We start from the raw sequence: 23,164 nt of genomic DNA, 5'->3' as shown, positions 1-23,164 counted from the left end.
CCTTATCGAGCATGCCCGCCTTGTGCGGGCTTTTTCATGCCCGGAGAAAATATGCGATACAACACCGGAAACCCAGTTGAGCCGGACGGTTCCAGCAGTCCATTCGATCTATATGACAACGCAGGAAATCTGGACCTCGCAACCAATGGGACCGCGCCGACCTGGATCGACAGGCTGGGCGTGACAAGGAAGTCCTTCGCAGGCATGGAGCAGCTGTTTGATGCAGCTCAGGATGACCGTAAGGCAGCGTTTGATCAGTTCATGGCTGATAGCGCATACCATTTCATGGGCGACTATGCCGCTGGCATCAATCTGACCGCTTATAACCAGATTTTCCGGAAAGACGGTGAATTTTACCGGGCAAGCCCCGTCCTGAGCCTTCCATACACCACAACCGGAAACTGGACCACTGAGGGCGGCAGCTTCGTTCCGGTAGGTGACGCTTACCTTCGTCAGGAGCTGTCCCTAAAGCTTGTTCCCAACGCTCGTGATTCAGGCGCAACTGGCACGGGAACCGCTGACCAGGCGGGCAACTTGAATGCTGGAATCAACACAGCCTGGGCGTTTGACATCAACGCTGGCGTTTACCCAATTTCCACGACCGTCACGTCCAAAGGCAAGGACATGGAGACGCGTGGATTCGTGAGGGCAATGCTCCCAGGAGGTGATCCGCAACTGGCTCACGATCAGATCATTGATGGAATCCTTCTGCCTCAGGAGGCTTTTCAGAAGTTTGACGCCTCGTACTTCTGGAAAGTCGGTCCCGTCGTCGCCTTCTGGGGGGATTCGAACACGGCGTTTTGCGATGCCAGTGCCAATCGGGTCAGCTTGCTGGGCGAGGGCTCAACACCTGCTAACGTCGAGATGAAGCTTCGCGAATACGTCTACTACGCTGAAGGGCGTGTACGTGGTGATGGTTCTCCTGGCGAGACTGCCCAGTTCGGCTGGAACGGCCTGGAGAACGCCATCAACACCTTTCAGCCGCAGGTGATGGTTCTGGCGTGGGGCACCAACGATATCGCCCAAGGCTTCACTCGTGAGCAATACTTGGACTACATGCGGCTGCAGATCGAGCGCCTTTTGGTTGGTGGCATCCGTCCGATCGTCCAGTCCATCCCGTACCACGGCACGCAGGCGAACCGGGATAAAGCAGTTACCTGGAACAGCAGCTTGAAGCGGATGTGCGACTTTTACGGCGTCCGGTTCGTCACGCTCTACAACCTGTTAGCCAATACGCCCAGCTACTACTTCTGGCCTGACAACGTCCATTACCAAGCACCGGCTACTCGGATGATTTCGCAGGTCTTGTGTGACGTGATTGTTGAGGAGTACGGCCTACCGCGTGACAAGTTCAAGGTCAACAAGGCCCGCCGGGGCGCTATCGGCATTGATGTGTCGTTCGGCCTTTCCGGCCTGCGTCACAGCCTTGGCAAGCCACTGACCGTGGTGCAAACGCCGAACACCTACCTGAAGCAGTTCTACCCGTACTCGGTCAAGATTCCTGCGGGCACCGAGGTTCATTTCCAAGCTGCAGGACCGTTCTCGGCAATCTTCAACCGCCCCGACGGCCCTGAATCCGGGTATCTGGTGAACGGCGGATCAACCACCACCCTGACCCGAGGCAACACGATTGCGATCAACTCGATCGCATCGCGCTTCGATGGTAGCTATTCGAACTTCCGCGTATCGCACGCCACGTCGGATCTGTACCTGGTGGCCACGCACTCGTCGGCCGAGTTCCCGGTCGATCTGTGCTATTCGGCGGCTGAGGTGTCGAGCTCGCAGTTCATCCCGGGCCAGGTGATCACCGTCACTGACGGCACCAAAGCCATCCAAACAGTGATGCAAGACGTATCACTTGGTCTGAAAGGGATAGCAGTCAACAGCTCAATCCCCAACGTGGGCCCGATCGCAACCAGAACGGCCATCACTGCCGCGCCTGAGGGATTCCTGTTTTTGCAGACCGGGACTGTCGGCTGGTGGAAGTGGACCGGTGGCGCCTGGGTAGCAATGTAAGAGGTGCTTATGCAAATTACCGAGCAGCAGCTGCTGCAGATTCTCCCTAAAGCCCGCCCAGTCGCGGGCATTTTTTTGCCAGCACTTAACCGGGCTATGACCAGGTGGCGCATCGACAGCCGAATCCGCCAGGCCGCGTTCCTAGCCCAGATCGGGCACGAGTCTGGCCAACTACGCAATTTGGTCGAGAACCTGAACTATAGCGCCGAGGCGCTCGTTCGCACTTGGCCAACGCGGTTCACCGCACAGAACGCCTCCGCATACGCCCGCCAGCCCGAGAGGATCGCCAACAAGGTGTACGGCGGGCGCATGGGGAATGGCCCGGAGTCCACCGGCGACGGCTGGCGATTCCGTGGGCGCGGCCTGCTGCAGGTTACCGGCCGCAGCAACTACCGCGAGACCGGCGCTGGCCTGAGCCTGCCGCTCGAAGATGAGCCTGAACTGCTCGAGCAGGCCGAACACGCCGCCCAATCCGCCGCATGGTGGTGGGCGAAGCGAGGCCTAAACGAAATGGCTGACGCGGGTCGCATCCGCGACATCGGCAGCATCATCAACACTGGTCAGCCAGGTAAGACCCCGCACGGTGCCGCCGAACGCCTGGCTCTGTATGGCCTGGCGCTGCGGGTTCTGGAATGAACTGGCTGAGCGCTGTTCCTGCCTGGTGCTGGGGGCTGATCGCCCTGGTGCTGGTGGCTGGAGGTCAGGAAATACGCATAGGAGCGGGGAAAACGGAGGCGTCGGCTGCAAGGTCGGAGCTATCCGATTACCGACTGGAGGTGGCGGAGCGCGACCGACGCGCCGTCACCCAGGCGCGAGAGGAAGAACAACGACGCGCCGAGGCGCAGGAGGAGGCGAGAGCTCATGCCCAGGAAGAACGAACGATTGCTGATGCTGGTGCTGCTGACGCCGATACTGCTAGCGAGCGGCTGCGCAGCGACGCCAATCAACTCGCTGCCACCGTCGGTTGCACCGGCACGGATACCGCCGCTGTCACCAGAGGCGAGGCAGCCACCCGCGCCGCCATGGTGCTCTCCGACCTGCTCGCACGGGCTGATGCTCGAGCGGGAGAACTGGCGAAAGCTTATGACCGTGCCCGCATTGCCGGGCAGCAATGCGAGCGCGAATATGACGCCTTGGTCAACTGATCGTGCGGTACTTACTAGGCTTATGCCCTAGTTTTCATTCGGTCCGCGATGAATAACTGCGAAGCCTGCTCCGCCATTACCACTCGAAATCATGCCATCCCCGAAGATGCCCGACATTGGTCGGTTTTGGATTACCACAACCTTCTGCTCCAGTCGGTTTAGATCGCCTCGAACTTGATTGAGATCGCGTCCTGCTTGGTTCTGTATTTCTGCGATTTGTTGCTCAAGCTTGGTGATGATCATTGCGCTAGCTTCTGCCTGGTTCTTGGCAGACCTGGACTGAGCGATTGCCACAATTGAGGCAATGATCGCCGCTGCGGACGCGGCAATACCGAAGATAGTGTCGATGTTTTCCATGTGCACCTCCGAAAGATGAGAGTGGCAATTTAGCATCACTGCCGGCCTATGGTGTTAGGACTATGCATAGCCAGCCGTCGGAGATTGCTTCCCTTGAGCCCATGTGCTTACGATACTGTATCGATATACAGTATTGGTGCCCTATGTACTTCCTCCTCGTTCGCCGTCGCGTGAATGGCGTGGCAATCCCAACAAGCCAGCTCGGCAAGATCACACCCATCCGGGCCGACATCCACATTGGCGATCACCACAGCGAGCCGCTGGGCCGGGTTTCGACACAGGCCTGGGTGTTCAACCCGTCGCCTGGGCCGGACATCATCCCGCGGCTGCACGATGCCAAGGTCAACGGCATGGCCCAGCTCGGGATCAACATCAACGGGGTGGAGGAGGTCGACGGCGTGCTCTACGCGCAGTCTTGGTGGTGCAGGGCAGAATGATGGTGGGAATACCACAGGCCTGGGTGGCGGAACTGGACGACCAGACGGCCCTGATAACTGATCCTGATGGGCGTGCGGCTGTGCTCAGTGAAATGGCCTATGCCGCTCACCGGAGACAGGAAGTCGATGAGGGCGACCTGGTCGACATGCTGGAGATCGTCGAGTCGGCCAGGCTGTGGGCGCTTGATGGGGCAGCTCTATGAGTAGCTATATAAAGGAAGGGAAACGGTCGGCAGAACGCCGTGGGCGGGCTGGCCTGGGCCAGTGACTTTTGAAGTGACTTTGTTCTGTTCGGTTCTTCATCGTTAGACATCGTTGCAGCGAGCGTCTGGCGGAAAAACCAATGCTTTCAAGCAGCTACGGCTGCCTGCCACGCATGGGGTGCAAGGGGTCGAGTGTTCGAATCACTCCGTCCCGACCATATATTTCAACGACTTAGCCACCTTCGGGTGGCTTTGTCGTTTTTGCATGTGGGGAGTTTTTCGGGACTTCATCCGATTTTCCTCTTCAAGATCGTCAACACCGGCCCGCGGGAGTCAGTTGTTGATACCATGTTCGCAGCCTCAATCAGCTTGTCCAGCTCAGCGCCGGAGTAGTGGCTGGTGATGCTGCCGTTCTTGTGCCCGAGCAGTGACTTCCGATCCTCTTCAGTAACGCCTGCTGCCCGCAGTCGTCGACCGAAGGTGTGCTTTAAGTCGTGAATCCTGATCGAGGCATATCCAGGGTGAGCGGGGCGAAGGTTTTCCTCCTGCCAGAGTTTCGCCGCTCTCACCCGTGCCTTCTTCCATGCCGAGTCGTTCATCCGGTGCATCGCGGTGCCGTTGTATGGGAATACCCACTCCTTGCTGATCCCGCGCTGCCTTTCAATGATCGACTTGGCCACGTTGTTCAGCACCACCTGAGTGTCGCCTTCTACCTGGTGGCCATCAGCGGGTTCGGCGCGTTCGTCACCACCCTGCAAGGCCATTGGGTAAACCCATTCGGCGTGATGCTCCACGCTGGGTTGGTCGCATATGCCTGGGCCCGTCGCGGTCACGCCTTCAGCTGATCCGCGCCACAAAATAGACGTGCGCCGTTTCGTGGCGCGGGAGTGAGTATGAGCAGACCGATGCCACAGGACGACCTGCTCGATTCACTCTGGCTCACGCTGCACCCGGCCACTGGTGTGTGGGATTGGGTCCAAGGCGAGCACTTGCCTAGACAGGCGATCTAATTTTGAGGTTGTATATTTGCTAAAGGCACCCATCCAGTTGCGCCGTCTGAAGTCCTTGCCGCCCAAAGCCAGCCGTTCAACTGACGCTCGCCTTTCAGTATTTGCCCCTCGACAACATCCAGCTCTCTGTTGGTGAAGTCCTCCAGCATCTTTGCAGAACCATCCACCTGGCGGTCAAGGAGCTGCCCCGGCACAAAGCCGGATTGTTGGCCAGGAACAGTACAGAAATACCAGTCGGGCCAGCCTTCGGGTCCTTCATATCGTTCTCCAACCAAAATCCGATCTCCGGTTTTTAGGGTCATGGGCTCTGGAAATTCGCTGATATGTGAGTGAGTTACCACATAGCTCAATTTGGTCATCTTGGCTTCCTTGGATGGTGTGGGCTCCAACCAATACTGGCAGCACACCACTATTTCAATCCTGCCTTTAGGTCTACTTGAGACAATTTATGACAACGAAGCAACCCGACTGGGAGGTAATCGAACGAGCCTACCGGGCCGGGGCGCTTTCCATCCGTACCATCGTTGACCGCAACGGGGTGAGCGACACCGCGATCCGGAAGAAGGCCAAGGCGTTAGGCTGGGAGCGGGACCTTTCCAAGCAGGTCCGCAAAGAGGTTCGCAACACGCTGGTTCGCGGCGAGGTTCGCGAAGATCAATGTGCGAACCCTGAGCGGGACGCCGAGATCATCGAGGAGGCGGCAGAAGAGGGCGCGAGGGTTGTTCGCAGTCACCGCCGCGACATTCGCACAGCCGCGAACCTTGCAAACCTGCTGATGGATGGCTTGCTCACCAACCCTTTTCCAGCTGTCCTCGGCCATGAAGAACCTGCAGGTGCTTGAGCGCACCGCATTCGGCCTGGACGACTAGGAGCAGTCGAAAGACGCCGACGAGCTATCGCAGTTGATGGATGAACTATCGAAGGATGCCTGGCCATGAAGCCCGAGCACCTGAAACTGCTCCGGGATCGGTTTTGGCGGCTGAACAACCTGTACTTCATCACGGATAAGCAGGGCAACAAGGTCCGCTTCCGCAGACGCAGGAACAGATCGATTACTTCCAAGGGATGCACACGCACCTCTTGCTCCCGGCAGCCCGTGTTCACCTTGAAGAGTGCCATCGTATGCAGGTGGCCAGGCAGCTCGTTGAAAAGGATCGACTGCTTTACCCATGACATTGGGTAGGGCTTGCGGCTCGACTTCTTCTCTTCGAGCTTTCTCAGCATGAGCACACTGTCGAGCCATGGCCGGCGGTCATCGTCTCGCCACTTCCGTGCGCATAGGGTCAGCACCCGAACAGCGCGCTCAATTGCGATATTGATCGTCCGATTGCTTACGGCATTTGCAATGGTCTCACCTGGCAGAACCTTTTCTGTCTGCCGATCCCTGATAAAAGGCTCCAGCGCCTGGTCATCGATGTGCGTCAGCGGCAGGTGGCCCAGGTGCGGTTGAAGCTGCTTCATGCACAAGGCGGTCACGACTCACAACGAGCATCCGGCCAAGCCGTACAAATGGAACAAGCCGGCAGAGGCCATCATCAGCTCGGCACACATGGCAAAGCTGAGGTTGATGAAAAATAAGCTAATGAATTAAGCGCTCAGAACACTAGGTTCCTCACATTCTGCAAGAGCGGCTTTTACATCAAATTAGTTAAACCGTTCGAATCGATAGGGGCGTGGGTCAATCAACGGCGTCCGCTGCGCCACCAGGTCCGCCGCCAGTTGCCCGGCAGCTGGCGAGGTGCCAAATCCATGTCCGGAAAACCCGGTCGCCAAGGTCAACCCCGGCAAGCTCGGCACCGCGCCAATCACTGGGTTCGAATCCGGCGTCACATCAATGGTCCCCGCCCAGGCCGAAGCAATCCGCGCTTGCTCGAACACCGGCCAGGCATTTCTCAGATTGCGCAGCGCCTCATTGTTCAGCGCGGTGTTAGCCGCTGGATCCTGCACTCGCACCCGCTCGAACGGGCTGGCGTCTGTCGCCTTCCAACGCCGGGCCAACGCCAGGTCCTTGAAGAAGTACTTGCCCAGGCTGATCTTCAAAAAGTCACGCTGTGCCCGCAACTGTGGCAAGTAACGTTTACCCAGCAGCAGATGGTCAAAGGTCAGGAAGGCATCGAGCTTGCCCCGCTGGGTAATGATGAAACCCCCATCCTTGTGTTTGCGGAACGAAAAGTCCGGCGCGCCGACGGCAATATCCGTCGGCCCCTCCATGGCCTCGGTCCGCAACACCGAACAGGTCAGCGGCAAGGTCGGCAGGTCAATCTTCAAGTTGCCAAGAAACTTGCGCGACCACAGCCCGCCCGCCAGCAGCACCTGGTCACAGCGAATCTCTCCCTGTTCGGTCACAACGCCACTGACCCGTCCCGCATGGGTCTGCAACGTGCGCACCGCGCAGTGCTCGATAATCTGCGCGCCCTTGGCCATCGCCGCGCGGGCAATGGCGCTGGCGGCCAGGGTCGGCTCGGCGCGGGCATCGGAGGCGGTGTACAGCCCGCCGGCCCAGGTGCTGCTGCCGCCCGGCACAAGACGGGCGATTTCGCCGTTGCTGAGCAAGCGCGAATCCAGCCCCAGGTGCGCTACGCTCTTCAGCCAGCGCTCGTGCATGTCCATCTGCGCGTCATTGCGCCCGATGAACATGATCCCGGCTTGCCGGTAACCCACGTCGCTGCCGACCCGCTGCGGCATCTCGGCCCACAGCCGATCGGCCGCAAGCGCCAGGGGGATGTCGTCGGCGTGGCGGTTGGTCTTGCGTACCCAGCCGAGGTTGCGCGACGACTGTTCGCCGGCGATGCGGCCCTTTTCCAGCACCACCACCGGAATGTTGCGCTCGGCGAGGGTCAGCGCGGCGGTAAGGCCGATGATGCCGCCGCCGATGATCACGACGGTAGTCGCGTCCGGGTGGCGGGGGCAGGTGAAGACGGGATCGATGGCGGGGGACATGGCGTTACTCGGCGGAGAGAAGGGTGGGTGGCGGTTATTGGCCGAGGCGGATCAGCCTGACGTCGGCGCGTGAGGCGCCGCGGTAGGCGGTGACCTCCAACTCGACCTTGTAAACAGTCGAACCCAGCGGTGGACAGGTGACGGTGGTGGCGGGATCGATGCCGCGGAACTTGGCGCCAATTACTTCCATCACGGCCGGCACGTCTTCTGGTTGCTGGATGAACACCCGGGAGCTGATGACGTCAGCCAGGCTTGCATCGACAGCGGCGAGGGCGGTTTCGATGTTGGCGAACACCTGGTGGGTCTGTTCGATGACGTCGTCGGCGATCAACTGCGTCTGCGGGTTGCGCCCGGCGGTGTTGGAGACGTGGATCCAGTTGTCTACCGCCACCAGGCGGGAGTAGCTGGCCATGTCTTCGAACTTGGAGCCGGTCTTGAGTTTGGTGATTTGGGTCATGGAAATAGCCTTGGCGGTAGGTAAGTGGAGATCAGTTGAGAACGGGCTGTTCCCAGAGGTTGAGCTTGACGCCGATGCCTTGCGCGATAGCGTTGCGGTACACCACGGTGCCCCAGGCGACGTCCTCCACCGGCATGCCGCCGACGGACATTAGGATGATTTCTTCGTCGTTCAGGCGTCCCGGTGCTTCACCGGCGATGATCTTGCCGATGTCCTCGACCTGCTCGGCCTGCAGGGTGCCTTCGGCGATCATGTCCATGAAGCGCACGCCCACCAGCGGCACGTGGTTGTGGGCCGGCTTGGGCAGCTCTTCGAACCAGGCTTCGTAGAGGCCGGTGTTGTCAACCACCTTGCGCACGTCGGCCTGTTCCATGCCCGCGTCGATGCTGCACGGGGCGGGCATGGCGAGGAAGGCGCCGGGCTTGACCCATTCGCGCTTCACCAGCGGATACAGCGACGGGTCGCCGACTTCGCCGGAGCTGCAGTAGCTGACCAGGTCGGACCCACGGACCACCTCTTCCAGGGTCTGCACCACCTGCACATTGGTGATTTGCGGGAAGGTGGCGTTCAACCAGCTGACGAAGGCGTCTAGGTTCTTCTGGCCGCGGCCCTTGATCTTGATGGTGTCGACCTGCGGGCACACGGCCATGAAAGCCGCGACGGTGGTCTTGCCCATCACGCCCGGGCCGGCCAGGCCGATGATCTTGGCATCCTTGCGCGCCAGGTGGCGGGCGCCGACTCCGGGGATCGCACCAGTGCGGTAGGCCGACAGCAGGTTGGCCGACATGTGCGCCAGCGGCGCGCCGGTGTCGGCGTCGTTGAGGGTGAGCATCAGGATCGAGCGCGGCAGGCCTTTTTCTCGGTTGGCGATATTCGAGCCGTACCACTTGGCGCCTGCCGTCTGGAAGCTGCCACCCAGGTACGCCGGCATGGCCATCATGCGCCGGTCGGCGGTGGGCTTGGGCATGCTCGGGAACGGCGAGTGCTCGGGGAAGGTGATCATCGCGCCGTGCGAGTCACTGTTCGGACCGGCCATGCGGTAGTCGCCGTGGTAGAGCAAACCGAACATTTCTTCCATGGTGTCGACGCAGGCGGGCATGTCCGTCACGCCTGCGCGGATCATGTCCTGTTCGGAGAGGTAGATGAAATCGATGCGGGTGTCGAAGGTCATAGCGGGTCTCACTGCACGGACGGTATCTGGGGGGCCGCCGTATTTGGGTTTTATTGTTGTGTTACCCGGCTGGACCGGGCGGACAGGTGATCTCAAGGTTATGGGCAGTTTCGCTAACGACTGGTAGGTCGTCTTGTTTGTGTCTGCCAGAGCAATTGACCCCCTGTGCCAGCTCAGTCGGTTCGTCTTCAATTCAGGTCGTCAGGTGGGGGGCGCGGCCGTTCGGTACGTATCCATTCGCTTAGGTGGTACACCACGCCAAGCAAGATAATTCCGCTGCAAATCAAGTAGCCCAAGACGTGATTGTTCATTGCACTTCCTCAATGCCCAGCCAATGAATAGCTTGCTGGCACGTCTCGTAGGCTCAAGGTGGTCAACACACAGACCAGCAGTGTGCTCACTGCTAGAAGTGCGGTCCATGCAACCGGGCCGTGATGCAGCACTACCGCAGCCAATGGAGAGGCGCTGGACGACACCGATAGCTGGATGGCGCCGAGCAAGGCGGCGGTCGAGCCCAGGGATTTTTCCTGCGATGACATTGCCAGCGACATCAGCGTCGGTTCTGCTATGCCTAATCCGAACAGAGCTAACGCCATGCCATCGGCTACACCGGGCAACCCCAGGCCTACCATTGCACCAACCAAGGTCAGCAGGGCGCCAGCAACCATGCAACGCACGCCCTAGCGTACTGAGCTTGTTCAAGCCAAGGCGGCCGATCAGTCGGCTGTCAAACATAGCGTCCAGCATCACTGACACGCCGGTGGCACCGAAAAGCAGGCCGAGGACTTGTGCGGTCATGCCAAAGTGCTCTGTACACCAGCGTTACGTCGCCTATTTAGGCGAGCAGGAAGAAAAACACGGCAGCCATCGCCAAGGCTGGGCGTAGGAGAAGTCGGTCAGCGAGGATGGTCAGGTAGGTTCGGCAAGCGCTGCTAAGGCTTAATGTTTCACGCTGGTGGTGTGGCAGGGTCTCCGGCAGGTTTAACAGATTGTTGATCCATACCATTAGTCCCATGCCGGCCAGTACGAGCATCACAGCCCGCCAGCCGAAATACGCGTCGATCATGCCGCCCAAAGCTGGCGCGAGGATCGGAGCTACACATTCAATGGTCATCAGGCGTGGAACTCGATCTGGAGAAGTTTTTCGATCGGGTCAATCACGACATCCTCATGGCCTGCATCGAACGTCGGGTCAAAGACAAGTGCGCACTCAGGCTTATCCGTCGCTACCTTGAAGCCGGGATCATGTCGGGCGGTGTCGTCAGCCCACGGCAGGAGGGGACGCCGCAAGGCGGCCCGCTTTCGCCGTTGCTGTCGAACATCCTGCTCGACGAACTCGACCGCGAGCTGGAGCGACGGGGCCATCGCTTCGTACGTTATGCCGATGATGCGAACATCTATGTACGCAGTCCCCGGGCCGGCGAACGGGTGTTGGTCAGCGTCGAGCGCTTCCTGAGAGAACGTCTGAAGCTGACGGTGAACAGGAAGAAAAGCCAAGTGGCAAGGGCGTGGAAGTGCGACTACCTAGGCTATGGGATGAGCTGGCACCAGCAGCCAAGGCTGCGCGTGGCAAGGATGAGCCTAGACCGCTTACGCGACCGGCTCAGAATGCTGCTGCGCAGCGTACGGGCTCGCAAAATGGCGACTGTCATCGAGCGGATCAACCCCGTCCTGAGAGGCTGGGCTGGCTACTTCAAGCTCAGCCAGAGCAAGCGGCCTCTTGTGGATTTGGACGGCTGGGTCAGGCGCAAACTTCGCTGCGTTATCTGGCGCCAATGGAAGCGGCCCTCCATGAGGGCGCGCACCTGATGCGTCTTGGGCTGGGTCAAGAGCGTGCCTGTAAGTCGGCCTTCAATGGCCGCGGCCCATGGTGGAACTCTGGAGCGCCACATATGAATCAGGCGCTGCCGAAGAAGCTCTGGGATTGACTCGGGCTTGTCTCGATACTGGATATGATCAACCGGCTTAGCCGCATGATCTGAACCGCCGTGTACGGAACCGTACGCACGGTGGTATGAGAGGACGGCGGGTGTGAGCCCGCCTCCTACTCGATCAGAACGGCACCGCCACGGTCAGTTGGCTGTACACATTGGTACCATTGCCGCCAACCTGGTTACCACCGTTATCCTGATCCTTGCGCGGTTTGTACAGACCTACCAGAGGGCTGATGATCAGGTGCTCGTTGACGGCCCACTCCAAGTACAGGTCGAGTTCGCGGGCATCGAGGTTCAAGCTGTCGCGGGTACGCAGCGTATCAAAATCAAAGTAGAGGGCTCCGACTGTGAGGTTTTCCAAGGGGTTGGCTTTCAGGCCAATATGATGAATGCCAGTGTTGCTGTTGAACGGACCGGCATAGTTGGCAGCAACTTCCCCTTGGAACCAGGTGCCGTAACCACTGGACAAGCCGCTGAATAGAGGATCCCATTCGGCAGAGTAGCGGGTGTAGCGGTAGGTCAACTGCGGAGCCCAAGGCAAGTCTGTAAAGGTGTAACCCGCCTGCAGGTACCAAGCATTTTCTGGTCCGCCGTGTTTATCCTGCCAAGCATATTCAAAGGCGAAGCTAGCGTTTTCGACGCCAGCGCTACCTTCGCCACGCACGCTGTATACATCCATGCCTTCGCGAGCCTTCTGGAAGTCGCTGGCCCACTGGTCGGTGACATCGATGCCGTGAATCCAGTTCAGGCCCAGGGTGCCCAGAGCGTGGGTGTAGTCCAGCGTACCGGCAGCAAGTTCGGTTTCGGCCTGGGCACGGTTGTCGGATTTGAGCCACAACAGGCTGCCGTGCAAACCGTCTTGGCCGCCCAGGCGCAGTATTGCAGTGCGGTCGAAAGCATGGCGCGCTGCCAGGTAGTAGGCGCCCCCCCGATCCAGAGCACCGTCGGCTACACCGTTGCCCAGGTTCGGCCCGTCGTCGTTGATCAGGAAGCCACTGCCCAGGCGGATCACCTGGCGGCCGGCGGAAACATCTACACCATCCTTACCCAGTAGCGGCACCAGGTCGCCCGAGCGCCAGCCCAAATAGGCGTCCTCGATCTTGGTGGTGCGTTCTGAGCCGTCAGTGTAGCCGACGGCATCACCGTCACCCCACGTCGCGGAACTTACCCAGTTCAATGCTCCATACAAGGTACCATTGCCAGCGAGGCCCTGGTCGCCACTGAGCCCATACTTGATGAAGCCCTCCCGCCAGGTTGAGCCTCCTGACGTGCCATCATAGTTCTTGCGGCTGTTGAACATACCCCAGACCGCGAGCATGTCAGCATTCAAATGGCTGTCCTCGTCGGCGTACAGTTCGTAAGCCGGCGCGACCTGGCTGGCGAGCAAGGCCGCTAGGGCCAGGCTCGACAGCGTTTGCGGTTTGACCATTGCACTTCCCTCGTTGTCAGTCGCCTTTGACAAGACGCTTTCTTGTACGTGGGCACCCGCATTGGCGGGCGCCGTCGCGGTTGGCTGCGACGGCTTATTAGTGCGTGAGGTGCAGGTCGAGGTCTTGTTTCTGGCTGCCAAGACGCTTGCACGCCTTGGCCACGCACAGATTTACAGCGTTCGATCAGGCTTGTAGAAGGGCTGCAACATGATGGGCGCCGGCCTTGGCGCAGAGTGTGTCGATGGCCTCGCTGGCACCAGACACGCCTATCGCCCCGATGACCTGTCCGGCATGGAGCAAAGGTTCACCGCCACCGAACAGGGCCATCCCTGGTTGCAGCGGTAAACCATTGCGCACCGCCTCGGAGCAGTGCTCCAAGCGTTGCCCCCAGTCAGCTGTGGCAATGCCGAAACTTGCAGCGGTAAGCGCTTTGCGCAGCGCTATGGCATGTGCAGGAAGTGGTGCACCGTCCATATGCGCAGTGTGGATCGGCAGGCCACCACCATCAACGATTGCCAGGCTGACCCTGACCTGCTGCTGAGTGGCTGTGTCGAGCGCCGCCTGTAGCGCCTGCATGGCCAGGGGGAGGGTGAGGGTGAGTTTTTCGCGTAGCCAATGCGACATGTCATGCCCCCTCAATAGCGGATCATGACCGATTTGAGCTCGGTAAAATCGTCGATGAACGCCGAACCAAACTCACGGCCGATGCCGGAAGCCTTTATGCCACCAAACGGTACAGCTGGGTCGAGGAGGGTGTGCATGTTGACCCACAGTGTGCCGGCTTGGATTTGCGGAATAAGGCGCATGGCCTTGCCCAGGTCGTTGGTCCACAGGCTGGCACTGAGTCCGTACGGCGACGCGTTCATCAATTGAAGCAGTTCTTCTTCCGTGTCATAAGGCAGGAAGGTCGCCACCGGGCCAAAAGTTTCCTGATTGAGCAAGGTATCGCTGGCGGATTTGGCAAGAATCACTGTCGGCTCGACGAAGCATCCTGGGCCATCTCCGATGCGCCCACCGTGGATGATCTGGCTACCCTCTGCGCGAGCCGTGGAGAACAGTTCTGCAAGCTTCAGCTGGTGCGGCTTGTTGGCTACCGGGCCGAACTGCGTGGTTTCGTCTAGCGGGGACCCTACCTTCAACTGGCTCAGGCGTTGGGAGAGGGCTTCGAGCAGTGGGTCGATGCGGGAGCGGTGCACATAGAAACGCTCACCGGCGGCACAGATCTGCCCCGAGTGCAGGAAGCCGGCCTCGATAGTGCCGTCGACGGCTTTGTCCGGGCCAACGTCTGGCAGGAACGCCACGGCGTTCTTGCCGCCCAGTTCTAGAGTGGCACGGGTGAGCTTCGCGCCCATGGCAGCTTGGCCGACAGCAATGCCCGTAGGTACGGAGCCGGTGAACGATACCTTGTCGGTGCCCGGGTGCTCGATCAGTGCCTTGCCCACATGGCCAGCGCCAGTCAGCACGTTCAACGCACCCGCCGGTAAGCCTGCTTCAGTGGCAAGCTCGGCGATACGCAAAAGCGTCAGGGGCGTGAACTCGCTGGGCTTGATGATGATGCTGCAGCCGGTGGTCAGCGCCGAGGCCAACTTCCAGATGGCGATCATGGTCGCGAAGTTCCATGGCACGATACCGACGACCACGCCGATTGGCTCGCGCAGGGTGTAGGCGCTGTAGCGCTCACCAGCGAACGAAGGCAGAGATGGGGTGATGGTCTGGCCAGTGATCTTGGTCGCCCAGCCAGCGTAGTAACGTAGGAAGTGTGCGGCCTGCTCGACTTCGAATGCGCGCGAAATGCCGATCAGCTTGCCCGATTGCAGGGTTTCCAACTGGGCCAACTCTTCACGATTGGCTTCAAGCAGGTCGGCGAGCTTGAAGAGTACACCAGCACGTGCTGCTGGGCTGGTATGCGACCAATTGGTGAAACCCTGGCGCGCCGAGTCCACTGCACGGTCGACATCGGCTTCGTCGGCGTCGGCGATTTGAGCGATGGTTTGGCCATTGGCTGGGTTGACTATCGCTAAGCGGTTTGAGGACTCGCCGACGACAGTCTGGCCATGAATGTACAGGCCATGATCACGCGCCAGGAAGGCGGTGACTGCAGGCAGCAGGTTGATATCGCTCATGGTGCGCAAACTCCGGGCAGTGTAGAAGGGAATGCTGGAGCCTAGCGTGTTGTCCCGCTCGACATCTTGTCTGAGCCTGTCACCCGCATGACGCTGAGTGCCAGCGTCTTGGGGGGCGTCCGTTTTGGTACGCCGAACGACGGCGACTGCCTGCGTGATACGTCGCAAACCCAGAGCTTGCGACGTATCTTTGACTCAGGCCAGTTGCAAGGCCAGTGTGTCCAGCAACTCGCGTTGAAACGCGCACGCCTGCGGATTCGGCTGTTGAGCCTGGATAAATTCCAGCATGGGGTCGATTACTCCTGTGCGAACTCCGCTGAGCGCTTCGAGTGTCGCCAGTCCGCAGAAGGGCACATAAGCTTCGGAATACCCGCCTTCATGCACCAGCACCAAACGTCCGCCACACAAACGGTCGGCAAGGTCGCGCATGCGCTGAGTCATGGCCCGGAAGGACTCGCTGTGCAGCAACATCCGCGCCAGCGGGTCAACGGCATTGGCATCGTACCCACATGCAACGACGATCAGCTCTGGCTCGAAGCGTTCGATGGCAGGGATGATCAGCTTATCCATCGCATGCAGGTAGGCATCATCACCGCTTCCCGGCAGCAGTGGGACATTGAGATTGGTGCCCCATCCATCGCCTTGACCCCGGTCGGTTTCGCCACTGTACCCCGCCGGAAAGCAGCCCTGCTGGTGCAGAGATATGGTCAGTACATCGCCACGTTGCTCGTAGATCGATTGGGTACCGTTGCCATGGTGCACATCCCAATCCAGCACTACCACTCGACCCAGCCCGTATCGGGCTTTTGCAGCTTCGATCGCTACAGGAATATTGGCAAGGAAGCAGAAGCCCATGGCTTGGTCGGCCAGGCAATGATGTCCTGGAGGTCGTGATAGAGAATAGGCATTGCTGGCTTCACCCAGAAGCACGCACTCGACGGCAGCGATGGCCAGACCAGCTGAGAGCTTGGCGATCTCGTAGCTGCCTGGACCGATGGGCGCATGAGGTCCCAGGGTGCCTCCGCCCGCATCGCTCAGTGCCTTGAACTGCTCGAGATACCGTTCGGTATGTACTCGCAGCAGGTCTTCCTCGCTAGCGGGCGCTGCGCTTCTAACGTCCAGTTGACGAGTCAGCCCGCTGACATCCATGAGATTCTTCAGACGGCGCTTGGTCTCGGGAGACTCGGCATGCCCTGCAGCAGCAGGTGGCTGCACCCAGCCCCCGACCGGGATGGTAAGTGCGTGTAGTCCAGCACTATGCCAGAGGCTCAATTCGTCGAAAAAGAATGCAGTCTTTTGAGTCATAAGATCTCCATTGAGCATTAAAGTGGGGTAGGGGTGCGGCAGGCCATGGCGAGCAGCAGGGATATCAACGTCAGGAAGGCGGCCCCAAGCAGGGTGGACTGATATCCCCCACTGTTTTGTATAAGGTGCCCAGCGACCGCCGGCCCGGTCGCCAGGCCGGCGCCGATCACCAGGTTGGAGAGATTCATCAGGCGGCCCGAAGGATCGAGTTCAGCTATGCTGGCGAGGACCATCGGAAGGACGAAGGTCCAGGTGAATTTGAAGGTCAGCGCGGCGAGCGCGAACCGTTGCGGCTCAGGCTGACCTTGCAGGAGCAACACGGCAAGGATCATCAGGCCATATCCCCCCAGTAAGGAGAGCGTCCGCGGCAGTCGGTCACCAACCCACGACGCCAAGCCTGCCCCTAGAATTCCCATTACAGTGGCTATGGCCAGAATCCGGCCGCTATCGTAGGCACTGATCGAGGCAGACTCGGCCAGTGAGCCTATGAACGTCCAGACACCGCTCAGGCTCAGATAGAAGGTGAAGATGGCTGCCATCCCAAGCAGTGCCTTGCCAGTACGAAGCTGTCGAATATTGCCAAGGGCACTTTGCAACAGGTGTCCGGGGAATGCGCATGTCATTGGCAGAAGCAAGAGCATCAGCGCTGCCAGAATCAGATAGCACGCCCCCAGTCCGTACACGGTGAACAAGCCTGGCAGGACCTGCAGGCCAATGGTGCCCAGCACCAGTTGCCCCAGCACCCACAGCGCATAGATCCGGCTGGAGTTGGGCAGTGATGCTGCGCAGCTCATGCAGAGGATCATTAGTGAGCCGCCCCCTAGAGCTGTCATGCCCCGCAGGATGATCAATGGCGCGTAGCGCTCGGCTTGAGCGGATAGCAGGTTGCCGATGATAAATAGCAAGGCCGAAACCAAGGCAGCGTGGCGCAGATTGACACGCTTGAGCCAAAAGGCTGCAGGGATCGTCGCAAGGCTCATGGCACCAAGCTCGACCATGAACAAGTTGCCGATCTGCGAGGGCGTCAATCCCCATTGACTGGCTAGCTGAGCGGCCAAGATCGGCGCAGTCATCAGGACGGATGGCACAACGGCGGCAAACAGGACAATAGCACTCAAAAGCCTCCATCGCGGGACTATGCGCAAAGGAGAGGTAGCTGGTGTTTCCATCGGCTGGGTCATTGACGGAGCTCCGAAAGGGTCAGAAGACATGGACAAGGCGCAACAGCGTCTGGCTGCCGTGGTAGCTGTTATCGCTGTCCACATCCTGGGTGAAAGCGACCAGCGCCTGATTCTGCCGATCAAGCCAATGCCCAACCTCAAGCCCCACCTGGGTCACGCGCTTATGGGTGTTGTCGATGCGTTGGCCGTTGATACGTAATTCACCACCGTCGGCGTGGATCAGCCGCAGCGCGCCGTAGGTCTTCTGGCTGAAGTCATATGAGGCGAACGCCTGTAGGCGATAGAGAGGGTCTTGTTCGAGATCGCTGCCGAAGTAGTCATCGTTCTTGCCATACACTTGGGCTTCCAGGTTCGCCTCTAGCACCCATCTGTCACCCACGCCTTGGGTATGGTTGAGGATGAAATGTCCCGCCCAGCGATTTGCCCCGGGCGATACGTCAGGGTTGTGGCTGTGGTATTCGCCCACAGGCAAGGTGATGAGGCTGAGGAGGCCGGTGTAAGTTCGGGTGGCCGGCTCATTCACTAGAAACAGCGTGCCACCGACCTGCGGATCGCCGATCCCGCTTTCCTCACTACTCTGCGAGGCGCCTGGCAAGCGAGCGTCAATGTCTACCAGTGGCACGATGAACTGTGGCGTGCACAAAGTTCCGCACACATCGGTGAAGACCAGTTGGCGCCAAGCGAAGGCGTTTACCTGGAGGTTTGCTTTGCCATTGCTATCTGCCGCCCCGTGGTACTCGCTGTTGCGAGTCATTGGCATGTAGAACACGCCTAGCGTGGTGCCAACCGGGGCGCTGAAGAAATCCCTGGCGTTAAGGTCAGCAGCCTTGCACGCGCCGCTTGTCAGACCAGTTATCAGTGTGAGCTGGAGAGCGCCGGCCAGCCAATTCGTATGCTTGTTCATTACGCATTCTCTTGTGATTATTGGATCGAACTTCCCGGCAGATTTCAGGCACGAACGTGCCTGGGCCGCTCAAGACGAGCAGCAAAAAAGGGGGCGGAGGATTAGCGATTGTCAGCCAGAGTTATTGCGCAACAGTTGCCCGATACGGGCCTTGTCCTTGACGCCGAGCTTGCTGTAGATGGAGCGAATATGGTGGCGCACGGTGTTTGGGGCTAGTCCTAGGTCACGGGCGACCTCCTTGTATGTCCTGCCTTCACCGAAGCTTGAGGCGACCTCATGCTCGCGTGGGCTGAGCGTTTCCAGCGGGTTCTGCTGCCGCCCTGCGATCAGGAAAAGGTCACCGGCATTTGAGATGCTTAGGTGTATTCGGTCGATGGCGGTTTCACCAGTCTCAATGGCAATAGGCAGACTAGGTCCGCTCCACTTTGGCCAACCTTGCAGCAGTAGCGCGATGAAGCCAGGTTCGGCGCAATGCAGCGTACCGTGGCGGTCACACACGGCTAGTGCAAGGTTCTGAGGGTTGCTCAGGGTTTCGCGGGCAGCAATCAACGTTCGGATGCGGTTGGCCGCGACAGCTGCGGACAAGTGAGGCATGAGGGTTTCCAGGAGCAGACCGTCCTGCGGACTGAACGATGCAGAGTCCGGGCTGCGATACAACGTCAGATGCTCGGAAAGCCGAGTTATCGGATCGCTCACGATGATGCACATCAGTTGGCCGATGTGGTGCTTGGCTCCGAGCCAGGTCAGGCCAGGTGTAGTGCCCATGTCGATGACCACAGCGTGGCCAGGGTGGCTGTGCACACTCTCGATGGTGACGTCGTCGTGGCTGATTGATTGCCAGTCCAGGAGATACTGAACTGGAAGCTTGAAAAGCTGCGTACTGCGTTCCACCGGCACCCCGTTGATCAAAGCGGCCAGCCCCCACCATGCCTTGTCGAACGTAATGAGTTCACTTAGACGTTCAATCATCAGGCTATGGAAGTGCTCAATGCTCTGGCTCTGTGCCAAGCGCTGGATGTCTAGCACGGTGCTACTGAAAGCACTCAGTGTTTGGGCGAGGCGATCGCTCATACGGGGAGTCTCCGGGCGATTTTTTATTATTGCTGGCAGGCACTTCGAATGTGTTCATGTCGAGTGGCTTGGTTACCAGTATTTGACCAGGCAGCCGTGGGTGCCATCCTACAGATGCGGGATAAGCGGGTCTCTGGTGAACTGGCCATCTGGCAGGCTGTAACAAGAGTTCAGGCAGGCAAAGGCAAGACTGCGGGGCACGCAGGGCGCACAGTGCAGGTACATGGAGGTAGGTCGGGCCTGCATGTGGAATGGTCCGCTTACCCTCTACCAGCCAACACTGAAGCCAGGGTCTTGATCAAGATGTCATTCAACAATAAGCTCACTGAGCACCTCAACCAAGGCACAGTCGGTTTCCCTACCGCACTCGCCAGCACCGTCGGGCTGATCATGGCCAGCCCCGTAATACTCACTGCGACCATGGGCTTCGGCATCGGTGGCGGCGCGTTTGCCATTGCCATGGTCATCGCCGCGTTGATGATGTTGGCGCAGTCAACCACCTTCGCCGAGGCGGCCTCGATACTGCCGACCACCGGCTCGGTTTACGACTATATCAACTGCGGCATGGGCCGCTTCTTTGCCATTACCGGCACGCTTTCAGCCTACTTGATCGTGCATGTGTTCGCTGGCACTGCCGAGACCATCCTGTCTGGGGTGATGGCGTTGGTGAATTTCGAACACCTCAACACGCTCGCTGAGTCCGCAGGCGGTTCTTGGCTGTTGGGAGTCTGTTTTGTGCTGTCGTTTGCGGTACTGAACGCGTTCGGCGTCAGCGCTTTCAGTCGCGCTGAGGTGATCCTCACCTTCGGCATGTGGACGACCCTGATGGTGTTCGGTGTGCTGGGTCTGATCGCCGCCCCTGCGGTGGAGCTGGAGGGCCCGTTTGGCGCCTCTCTGGTAGGCTCTGATGTGATGACCATCCTTTCACTGATCGGCATGGCCATGTTCATGTTTGTCGGCTGCGAGTTCGTGACGCCGCTTGCGCCCGAACTGCGTCGCTCGGCCTGGGTATTGCCACGCGCCATGGCGTTGGGCCTGTTTGGTGTGGCCAGTTGCATGTTCATCTACGGCGCGGCAATGAAGCGCCAAGTGGAAAACGTCGTACTCGATGCCGCCACCGGCGTACACTTGCTGGACACGCCCATGGCCATTCCGCGCTTTGCCGAGCAGGTGATGGGTGACATCGGCCCAGTTTGGCTGGGTATCGGCTTTTTGTTCGCCGGTGCGGCAACCATCAACACGCTGATGGCCGGGGTGCCGCGCATTCTTTACGGGATGGCGGTAGACGGAGCGTTGCCTAAGGTCTTCACCTACCTGCATCCGCGCTTCAAGACGCCATTGCTGTGCATTCTGGTGGTTGCACTGATCCCGTGCCTACATGCCTGGTACTTGGGTGGCAATCCAGACAATATTCTGCACTTGGTGCTGGCTGCCGTATGCGCTTGGAGCACGGCCTACTTGCTGGTGACCTTGTCGGTGGTGATCCTGCGTATCCGTCGCCCAGATCTGCCGCGGGCCTACCGTTCGCCGCTGTTCCCGTTGCCGCAAATCATTTCAAGTGCGGGCATCATCATCGGCATGCTGTTTATCACACCGCCTGGAATGAACCCGGCGGACGTTTACGTGCCGTTTGCCATCATGCTTGGCGGCACGGCAGCCTACGCGCTGTTCTGGTCTCTGTGTGTGCAGAAGGTCAACCCGTTCAGGCCTGCCCGGGTTGAGGATGTACTGGAAAAAGAATTCGCCGCCGAACCAGGCCACGCTCCGGAGCGTCCGCAACATGATCAGACATTTGCGTGAAAGGCTGCTGGTGCCTCAGGCGCCTTCAGGTTATAGGCCCGGTGTCACCTTGGGGCATTTGCTGCGTAATCTTGGGCCGCTGGAAATACAGCGGACGGAAGCGGGTGTCGCGCAGGTGCGTCTGCGCCCTGGGGGGGGGCAGGTCGAGGTACGTGAGGACGTAGAGGCGCACCTGCTAATGCATGTGGTGACCTGCGAGTTTCGCTTGAGCGTGCCTGCCCTGCAGCAGGGCGAAGTACGGTTGGAGCTGCGCCATACCGGGGCATTTCGGCGCACCGGCATAGCTTGCGTGTTCCGGGGCGGCGAGCAGGCTTTCTTTGCCCGAATACGCGATCATTTTGACAGAGATGCGGCCTTGTTGGCGGCGCTGATGCCGCTGGACTTCAAGCGGCTGACTCTGGAGTGCAGCAAGGGCCAATGGCAACTTGCCCTGGAGCATATGGGCGGAAGCGAGGTGGTCAACCGGATGCCGGCGTTTCGTCGCTACATTCAAGTAAGTCCGCAGCAGCGTTCTCATTTGCTCGCCAGCCTGTCTAGCTTCACTGAGATTCTGCAACGCATCTGAAGCGAACTGGCATATCCTTTGCTGAGTGTACTCGACTAACTGTGACAGTTGTGCGGACATTGTTAACATGTTATCAATAGCCGCATAACAACAATTCGCGTCGAGGCCACTATGCAGACTCAACAACCCGACCATCAGGGACTTGATCGCTGGACCGCTGCCATGCAGGGCATTTGCGGCCGTTTTGAAACGGAATTGGCTGGTAATCATTCACTCTTCATTGGAGATGTCTCAGCTCATACGCGTGCTGGCTTGCCAGTCGCATCTTTGCGCACGAATGCCGGCGTCATTCGGAGGCTGGGTGATAATGCGGCCCTGGATGATGACCAGCACTGTTTTCTTGTCCTGCAGCGGTCGGGCCGCTCTACGGTCGAGCAGGGCGGTTTGACCATTCACCTGTCGCCCGGTGATCTCATGCTCATGGATTCGGTGGGGCGCTGCGAAATCAAACCAGTTGGCCTGATTGAGCATGTTTCGTTGGCGCTATCACGCGAGCAGGTGCGTAAACAGGTTCTCGGCAGAGGGAATCTGGTAGGAAAGATCTCATCCAGCAACGCGTGTGGGCGCATGCTTCATGTGTTGATGGATCAGATGTGCAAGGATGAGAATACCGGCGAAGACTGTACCCAGGGCGCTGCGTTAGAAGCAGCATTCACCGCTCTTTTAGAGCCGGGCCTTGAGTTTGGAGAAGGAAACCTTTGCAGCGTAGACGCGCTTAACGGCGGCAATATGCGTAGTTATGTGCAGAAGGTGATTGATAAATCGTTGTCACAGCCCGGATTGACGCCTGCTGCTTTGGCTAGCGGGCTTAACATTTCAGTGCGTCACCTCTATCGTTTGTTCGAAGAGGAAGGTGACAGCGTGTGCCGGTACATTCAACGTGCCCGGCTCAAGCGCAGTGCCGAAGATCTCGCCAATCCGTTCTTCATGAGTGAGTCGATTACGTCAATCGCCTACAAGTGGGGCTTCACTGACTCTGCTCATTTCAGCCGTTCGTTCAAAAAGCAGTATGACCAATCTCCAAAGGACTACCGTGCCACAGCTATGGGGACCTCCTTGCGCTAACTCACCGCAAAAACTAAACGGCGCCAGCGCTTGTAGCGCTGGTGCCGTTT

22 protein-coding genes and 6 pseudogenes are annotated in these 23,164 nt (G+C 59.3%); 12 read left to right on the top strand and 16 right to left on the bottom strand.

Features of this window, described 5'->3' with window-relative positions:
- Positions 1-51 precede the first annotated feature (51 nt).
- From ACYCCG_RS01815 to ACYCCG_RS01805, 3 genes are read left to right on the top strand one after another with little or no spacing between them, the layout of a single operon-like run.
- A complete protein-coding gene (locus ACYCCG_RS01815) occupies positions 52-2,016 on the top strand; it encodes an SGNH/GDSL hydrolase family protein (RefSeq protein WP_459669229.1) in 1,965 nt (654 codons plus the stop codon).
- 9 nt (positions 2,017-2,025) lie between these two features.
- Positions 2,026-2,652, top strand: a complete 627-nt coding sequence (locus ACYCCG_RS01810) for a glycoside hydrolase family 19 protein (protein ID WP_459669228.1) — start codon at positions 2,026-2,028, stop codon at positions 2,650-2,652.
- On the top strand, positions 2,649-3,161 hold the full coding sequence (locus ACYCCG_RS01805) for a DUF2514 domain-containing protein (protein WP_459669227.1): 513 nt from the start codon (positions 2,649-2,651) through the stop codon (positions 3,159-3,161). Before ACYCCG_RS01810 ends, ACYCCG_RS01805 begins: the two co-directional genes overlap by 4 nt.
- Before the next feature lie 27 nt (positions 3,162-3,188).
- Here the strand turns inward: ACYCCG_RS01805 and ACYCCG_RS01800 are convergent, their stop codons facing one another.
- Positions 3,189-3,518, bottom strand: a complete 330-nt coding sequence (locus ACYCCG_RS01800) for a hypothetical protein (protein WP_459669226.1) — start codon at positions 3,516-3,518, stop codon at positions 3,189-3,191.
- 143 nt (positions 3,519-3,661) lie between these two features.
- Here ACYCCG_RS01800 and ACYCCG_RS01795 point away from each other — a divergent pair, with 143 nt between their 5' ends.
- Both ACYCCG_RS01795 and ACYCCG_RS01790 read left to right on the top strand, forming a co-directional pair.
- Positions 3,662-3,955: a hypothetical protein gene (locus tag ACYCCG_RS01795; RefSeq protein ID WP_392524866.1), complete on the top strand. Its 294-nt coding sequence runs from the start codon at positions 3,662-3,664 to the stop codon at positions 3,953-3,955.
- Positions 3,952-4,158 (top strand): hypothetical protein, encoded by a 207-nt coding sequence (locus ACYCCG_RS01790; protein ID WP_275967042.1) that lies wholly within the window; start codon positions 3,952-3,954, stop codon positions 4,156-4,158. Before ACYCCG_RS01795 ends, ACYCCG_RS01790 begins: the two co-directional genes overlap by 4 nt.
- Before the next feature lie 287 nt (positions 4,159-4,445).
- Here ACYCCG_RS01790 and ACYCCG_RS01785 read toward each other — a convergent pair.
- Together ACYCCG_RS01785 and ACYCCG_RS01780 are read right to left on the bottom strand one after the other, a co-directional pair.
- Positions 4,446-4,853 (bottom strand): annotated as a pseudogene (locus tag ACYCCG_RS01785) (tyrosine-type recombinase/integrase); the annotation flags it as partial.
- A gap of 311 nt (positions 4,854-5,164) precedes the next feature.
- On the bottom strand, positions 5,165-5,527 hold the full coding sequence (locus ACYCCG_RS01780) for an SH3 domain-containing protein (protein WP_209965182.1): 363 nt from the start codon (positions 5,525-5,527) through the stop codon (positions 5,165-5,167).
- An 89-nt stretch (positions 5,528-5,616) separates the two neighbouring features.
- Between ACYCCG_RS01780 and ACYCCG_RS01775 the strand changes: the two are divergent.
- A pseudogene (locus ACYCCG_RS01775) lies at positions 5,617-6,106 on the top strand (hypothetical protein).
- Positions 6,103-6,266, top strand: a pseudogene (locus tag ACYCCG_RS01770) (terminase); the annotation flags it as partial. The pseudogenes ACYCCG_RS01775 and ACYCCG_RS01770, both read left to right, overlap by 4 nt.
- Here the strand turns inward: ACYCCG_RS01770 and ACYCCG_RS01765 are convergent.
- A pseudogene (locus ACYCCG_RS01765) lies at positions 6,243-6,644 on the bottom strand (tyrosine-type recombinase/integrase); the annotation flags it as partial. The pseudogenes ACYCCG_RS01770 and ACYCCG_RS01765 sit on opposite strands and share 24 nt — an antisense overlap.
- Here ACYCCG_RS01765 and ACYCCG_RS01760 point away from each other — a divergent pair.
- Positions 6,640-6,759 (top strand): annotated as a pseudogene (locus ACYCCG_RS01760) (IS630 family transposase); the annotation flags it as partial. The pseudogenes ACYCCG_RS01765 and ACYCCG_RS01760 sit on opposite strands and share 5 nt — an antisense overlap.
- 53 nt (positions 6,760-6,812) lie before the next feature.
- Here ACYCCG_RS01760 and ACYCCG_RS01755 read toward each other — a convergent pair.
- The 5 genes from ACYCCG_RS01755 to ACYCCG_RS01735 form a co-directional block, all read right to left on the bottom strand.
- The gene (locus tag ACYCCG_RS01755; RefSeq protein WP_176684746.1) at positions 6,813-8,108 is read right to left on the bottom strand and encodes an NAD(P)/FAD-dependent oxidoreductase; all 1,296 of its coding nucleotides are present in this window, start codon (positions 8,106-8,108) and stop codon (positions 6,813-6,815) included.
- 34 nt (positions 8,109-8,142) lie between these two features.
- Entirely contained in the window at positions 8,143-8,565 is a 423-nt protein-coding gene (locus ACYCCG_RS01750) for a RidA family protein (RefSeq protein ID WP_176684745.1), read from the bottom strand.
- 31 nt (positions 8,566-8,596) lie between these two features.
- Positions 8,597-9,736, bottom strand: a complete 1,140-nt coding sequence (locus ACYCCG_RS01745) for a tyramine oxidase subunit B (RefSeq protein WP_209965184.1) — start codon at positions 9,734-9,736, stop codon at positions 8,597-8,599.
- Positions 9,737-10,056: 320 nt separating this feature from the next.
- On the bottom strand, positions 10,057-10,404 hold the full coding sequence (locus ACYCCG_RS01740) for an MFS transporter (protein WP_245355193.1): 348 nt from the start codon (positions 10,402-10,404) through the stop codon (positions 10,057-10,059).
- Between the two features lie 167 nt (positions 10,405-10,571).
- Entirely contained in the window at positions 10,572-10,850 is a 279-nt protein-coding gene (locus ACYCCG_RS01735; RefSeq protein WP_245355191.1) for an MFS transporter, read from the bottom strand.
- Positions 10,851-10,855: 5 nt separating this feature from the next.
- Between ACYCCG_RS01735 and ACYCCG_RS01730 the strand changes: the two are divergent.
- Positions 10,856-11,664: pseudogene (locus ACYCCG_RS01730) on the top strand (reverse transcriptase domain-containing protein); the annotation flags it as partial.
- A gap of 124 nt (positions 11,665-11,788) precedes the next feature.
- Here the strand turns inward: ACYCCG_RS01730 and ACYCCG_RS01725 are convergent.
- The 7 genes from ACYCCG_RS01725 to ACYCCG_RS01695 all read right to left on the bottom strand — a co-directional run bounded on the left by ACYCCG_RS01725 (position 11,789) and on the right by ACYCCG_RS01695 (position 19,684).
- Positions 11,789-13,099, bottom strand: coding sequence for an alginate export family protein (locus ACYCCG_RS01725; RefSeq protein ID WP_209965186.1), 1,311 nt, complete (start codon positions 13,097-13,099; stop codon positions 11,789-11,791).
- Between the two features lie 184 nt (positions 13,100-13,283).
- Entirely contained in the window at positions 13,284-13,724 is a 441-nt protein-coding gene (locus ACYCCG_RS01720) for a GlcG/HbpS family heme-binding protein (RefSeq protein WP_176684742.1), read from the bottom strand.
- A gap of 11 nt (positions 13,725-13,735) precedes the next feature.
- On the bottom strand, positions 13,736-15,223 hold the full coding sequence (locus ACYCCG_RS01715) for an aldehyde dehydrogenase family protein (protein WP_459669225.1): 1,488 nt from the start codon (positions 15,221-15,223) through the stop codon (positions 13,736-13,738).
- A 195-nt stretch (positions 15,224-15,418) separates the two neighbouring features.
- Positions 15,419-16,528 carry a class II histone deacetylase gene (locus tag ACYCCG_RS01710; RefSeq protein ID WP_176684740.1) on the bottom strand — a complete coding sequence of 370 codons (1,110 nt, stop codon included), beginning with the start codon at positions 16,526-16,528 and terminating at the stop codon, positions 15,419-15,421.
- A 17-nt stretch (positions 16,529-16,545) separates the two neighbouring features.
- Positions 16,546-17,697 carry an MFS transporter gene (locus ACYCCG_RS01705; RefSeq protein WP_209969766.1) on the bottom strand — a complete coding sequence of 384 codons (1,152 nt, stop codon included), beginning with the start codon at positions 17,695-17,697 and terminating at the stop codon, positions 16,546-16,548.
- A 31-nt stretch (positions 17,698-17,728) separates the two neighbouring features.
- On the bottom strand, positions 17,729-18,613 hold the full coding sequence (locus tag ACYCCG_RS01700) for a transporter (protein ID WP_176684738.1): 885 nt from the start codon (positions 18,611-18,613) through the stop codon (positions 17,729-17,731).
- A 111-nt stretch (positions 18,614-18,724) separates the two neighbouring features.
- Positions 18,725-19,684 (bottom strand): helix-turn-helix transcriptional regulator, encoded by a 960-nt coding sequence (locus tag ACYCCG_RS01695; protein ID WP_176684737.1) that lies wholly within the window; start codon positions 19,682-19,684, stop codon positions 18,725-18,727.
- A 303-nt stretch (positions 19,685-19,987) separates the two neighbouring features.
- Between ACYCCG_RS01695 and ACYCCG_RS01690 the strand changes: the two genes are divergently transcribed.
- From ACYCCG_RS01690 to feaR, 3 genes are all read left to right on the top strand, one after another.
- Positions 19,988-21,484, top strand: a complete 1,497-nt coding sequence (locus ACYCCG_RS01690) for an APC family permease (protein WP_209965195.1) — start codon at positions 19,988-19,990, stop codon at positions 21,482-21,484.
- Positions 21,485-21,533: 49 nt separating this feature from the next.
- The gene (locus ACYCCG_RS01685; protein WP_370844351.1) at positions 21,534-22,049 is read left to right on the top strand and encodes a DUF3156 family protein; all 516 of its coding nucleotides are present in this window, start codon (positions 21,534-21,536) and stop codon (positions 22,047-22,049) included.
- Between the two features lie 111 nt (positions 22,050-22,160).
- A complete protein-coding gene (gene feaR / locus ACYCCG_RS01680; protein ID WP_176684734.1) occupies positions 22,161-23,114 on the top strand; it encodes a transcriptional regulator FeaR in 954 nt (317 codons plus the stop codon).
- The last annotated feature ends 50 nt before the right edge of the window (positions 23,115-23,164 follow it).

Source organism: Pseudomonas sp. VEM90 (genome assembly GCF_054611535.1).
This window is presented reverse-complemented; position numbering and strand designations above follow the sequence as displayed.

What these genes read in the sequence shown, in the direction of transcription:
- ACYCCG_RS01815 (WP_459669229.1), top strand. Translation starts at nt 52, where the DNA reads ATGCGATACAACACCGGAAACCCAGTTGAGCCGGACGGTTCCAGCAGT.
- ACYCCG_RS01810 (WP_459669228.1), top strand. Translation starts at nt 2,026, where the DNA reads ATGCAAATTACCGAGCAGCAGCTGCTGCAGATTCTCCCTAAAGCCCGC.
- ACYCCG_RS01805 (WP_459669227.1), top strand. Translation starts at nt 2,649, where the DNA reads ATGAACTGGCTGAGCGCTGTTCCTGCCTGGTGCTGGGGGCTGATCGCC.
- ACYCCG_RS01800 (WP_459669226.1), bottom strand. Translation starts at nt 3,518, where the DNA reads ATGGAAAACATCGACACTATCTTCGGTATTGCCGCGTCCGCAGCGGCG.
- ACYCCG_RS01795 (WP_392524866.1), top strand. Translation starts at nt 3,662, where the DNA reads ATGTACTTCCTCCTCGTTCGCCGTCGCGTGAATGGCGTGGCAATCCCA.
- ACYCCG_RS01790 (WP_275967042.1), top strand. Translation starts at nt 3,952, where the DNA reads ATGATGGTGGGAATACCACAGGCCTGGGTGGCGGAACTGGACGACCAG.
- ACYCCG_RS01780 (WP_209965182.1), bottom strand. Translation starts at nt 5,527, where the DNA reads ATGACCAAATTGAGCTATGTGGTAACTCACTCACATATCAGCGAATTT.
- ACYCCG_RS01755 (WP_176684746.1), bottom strand. Translation starts at nt 8,108, where the DNA reads ATGTCCCCCGCCATCGATCCCGTCTTCACCTGCCCCCGCCACCCGGAC.
- ACYCCG_RS01750 (WP_176684745.1), bottom strand. Translation starts at nt 8,565, where the DNA reads ATGACCCAAATCACCAAACTCAAGACCGGCTCCAAGTTCGAAGACATG.
- ACYCCG_RS01745 (WP_209965184.1), bottom strand. Translation starts at nt 9,736, where the DNA reads ATGACCTTCGACACCCGCATCGATTTCATCTACCTCTCCGAACAGGAC.
- ACYCCG_RS01740 (WP_245355193.1), bottom strand. Translation starts at nt 10,404, where the DNA reads ATGGTTGCTGGCGCCCTGCTGACCTTGGTTGGTGCAATGGTAGGCCTG.
- ACYCCG_RS01735 (WP_245355191.1), bottom strand. Translation starts at nt 10,850, where the DNA reads ATGACCATTGAATGTGTAGCTCCGATCCTCGCGCCAGCTTTGGGCGGC.
- ACYCCG_RS01725 (WP_209965186.1), bottom strand. Translation starts at nt 13,099, where the DNA reads ATGGTCAAACCGCAAACGCTGTCGAGCCTGGCCCTAGCGGCCTTGCTC.
- ACYCCG_RS01720 (WP_176684742.1), bottom strand. Translation starts at nt 13,724, where the DNA reads ATGTCGCATTGGCTACGCGAAAAACTCACCCTCACCCTCCCCCTGGCC.
- ACYCCG_RS01715 (WP_459669225.1), bottom strand. Translation starts at nt 15,223, where the DNA reads ATGAGCGATATCAACCTGCTGCCTGCAGTCACCGCCTTCCTGGCGCGT.
- ACYCCG_RS01710 (WP_176684740.1), bottom strand. Translation starts at nt 16,528, where the DNA reads ATGACTCAAAAGACTGCATTCTTTTTCGACGAATTGAGCCTCTGGCAT.
- ACYCCG_RS01705 (WP_209969766.1), bottom strand. Translation starts at nt 17,697, where the DNA reads ATGGAAACACCAGCTACCTCTCCTTTGCGCATAGTCCCGCGATGGAGG.
- ACYCCG_RS01700 (WP_176684738.1), bottom strand. Translation starts at nt 18,613, where the DNA reads ATGAACAAGCATACGAATTGGCTGGCCGGCGCTCTCCAGCTCACACTG.
- ACYCCG_RS01695 (WP_176684737.1), bottom strand. Translation starts at nt 19,684, where the DNA reads ATGAGCGATCGCCTCGCCCAAACACTGAGTGCTTTCAGTAGCACCGTG.
- ACYCCG_RS01690 (WP_209965195.1), top strand. Translation starts at nt 19,988, where the DNA reads ATGTCATTCAACAATAAGCTCACTGAGCACCTCAACCAAGGCACAGTC.
- feaR (WP_176684734.1), top strand. Translation starts at nt 22,161, where the DNA reads ATGCAGACTCAACAACCCGACCATCAGGGACTTGATCGCTGGACCGCT.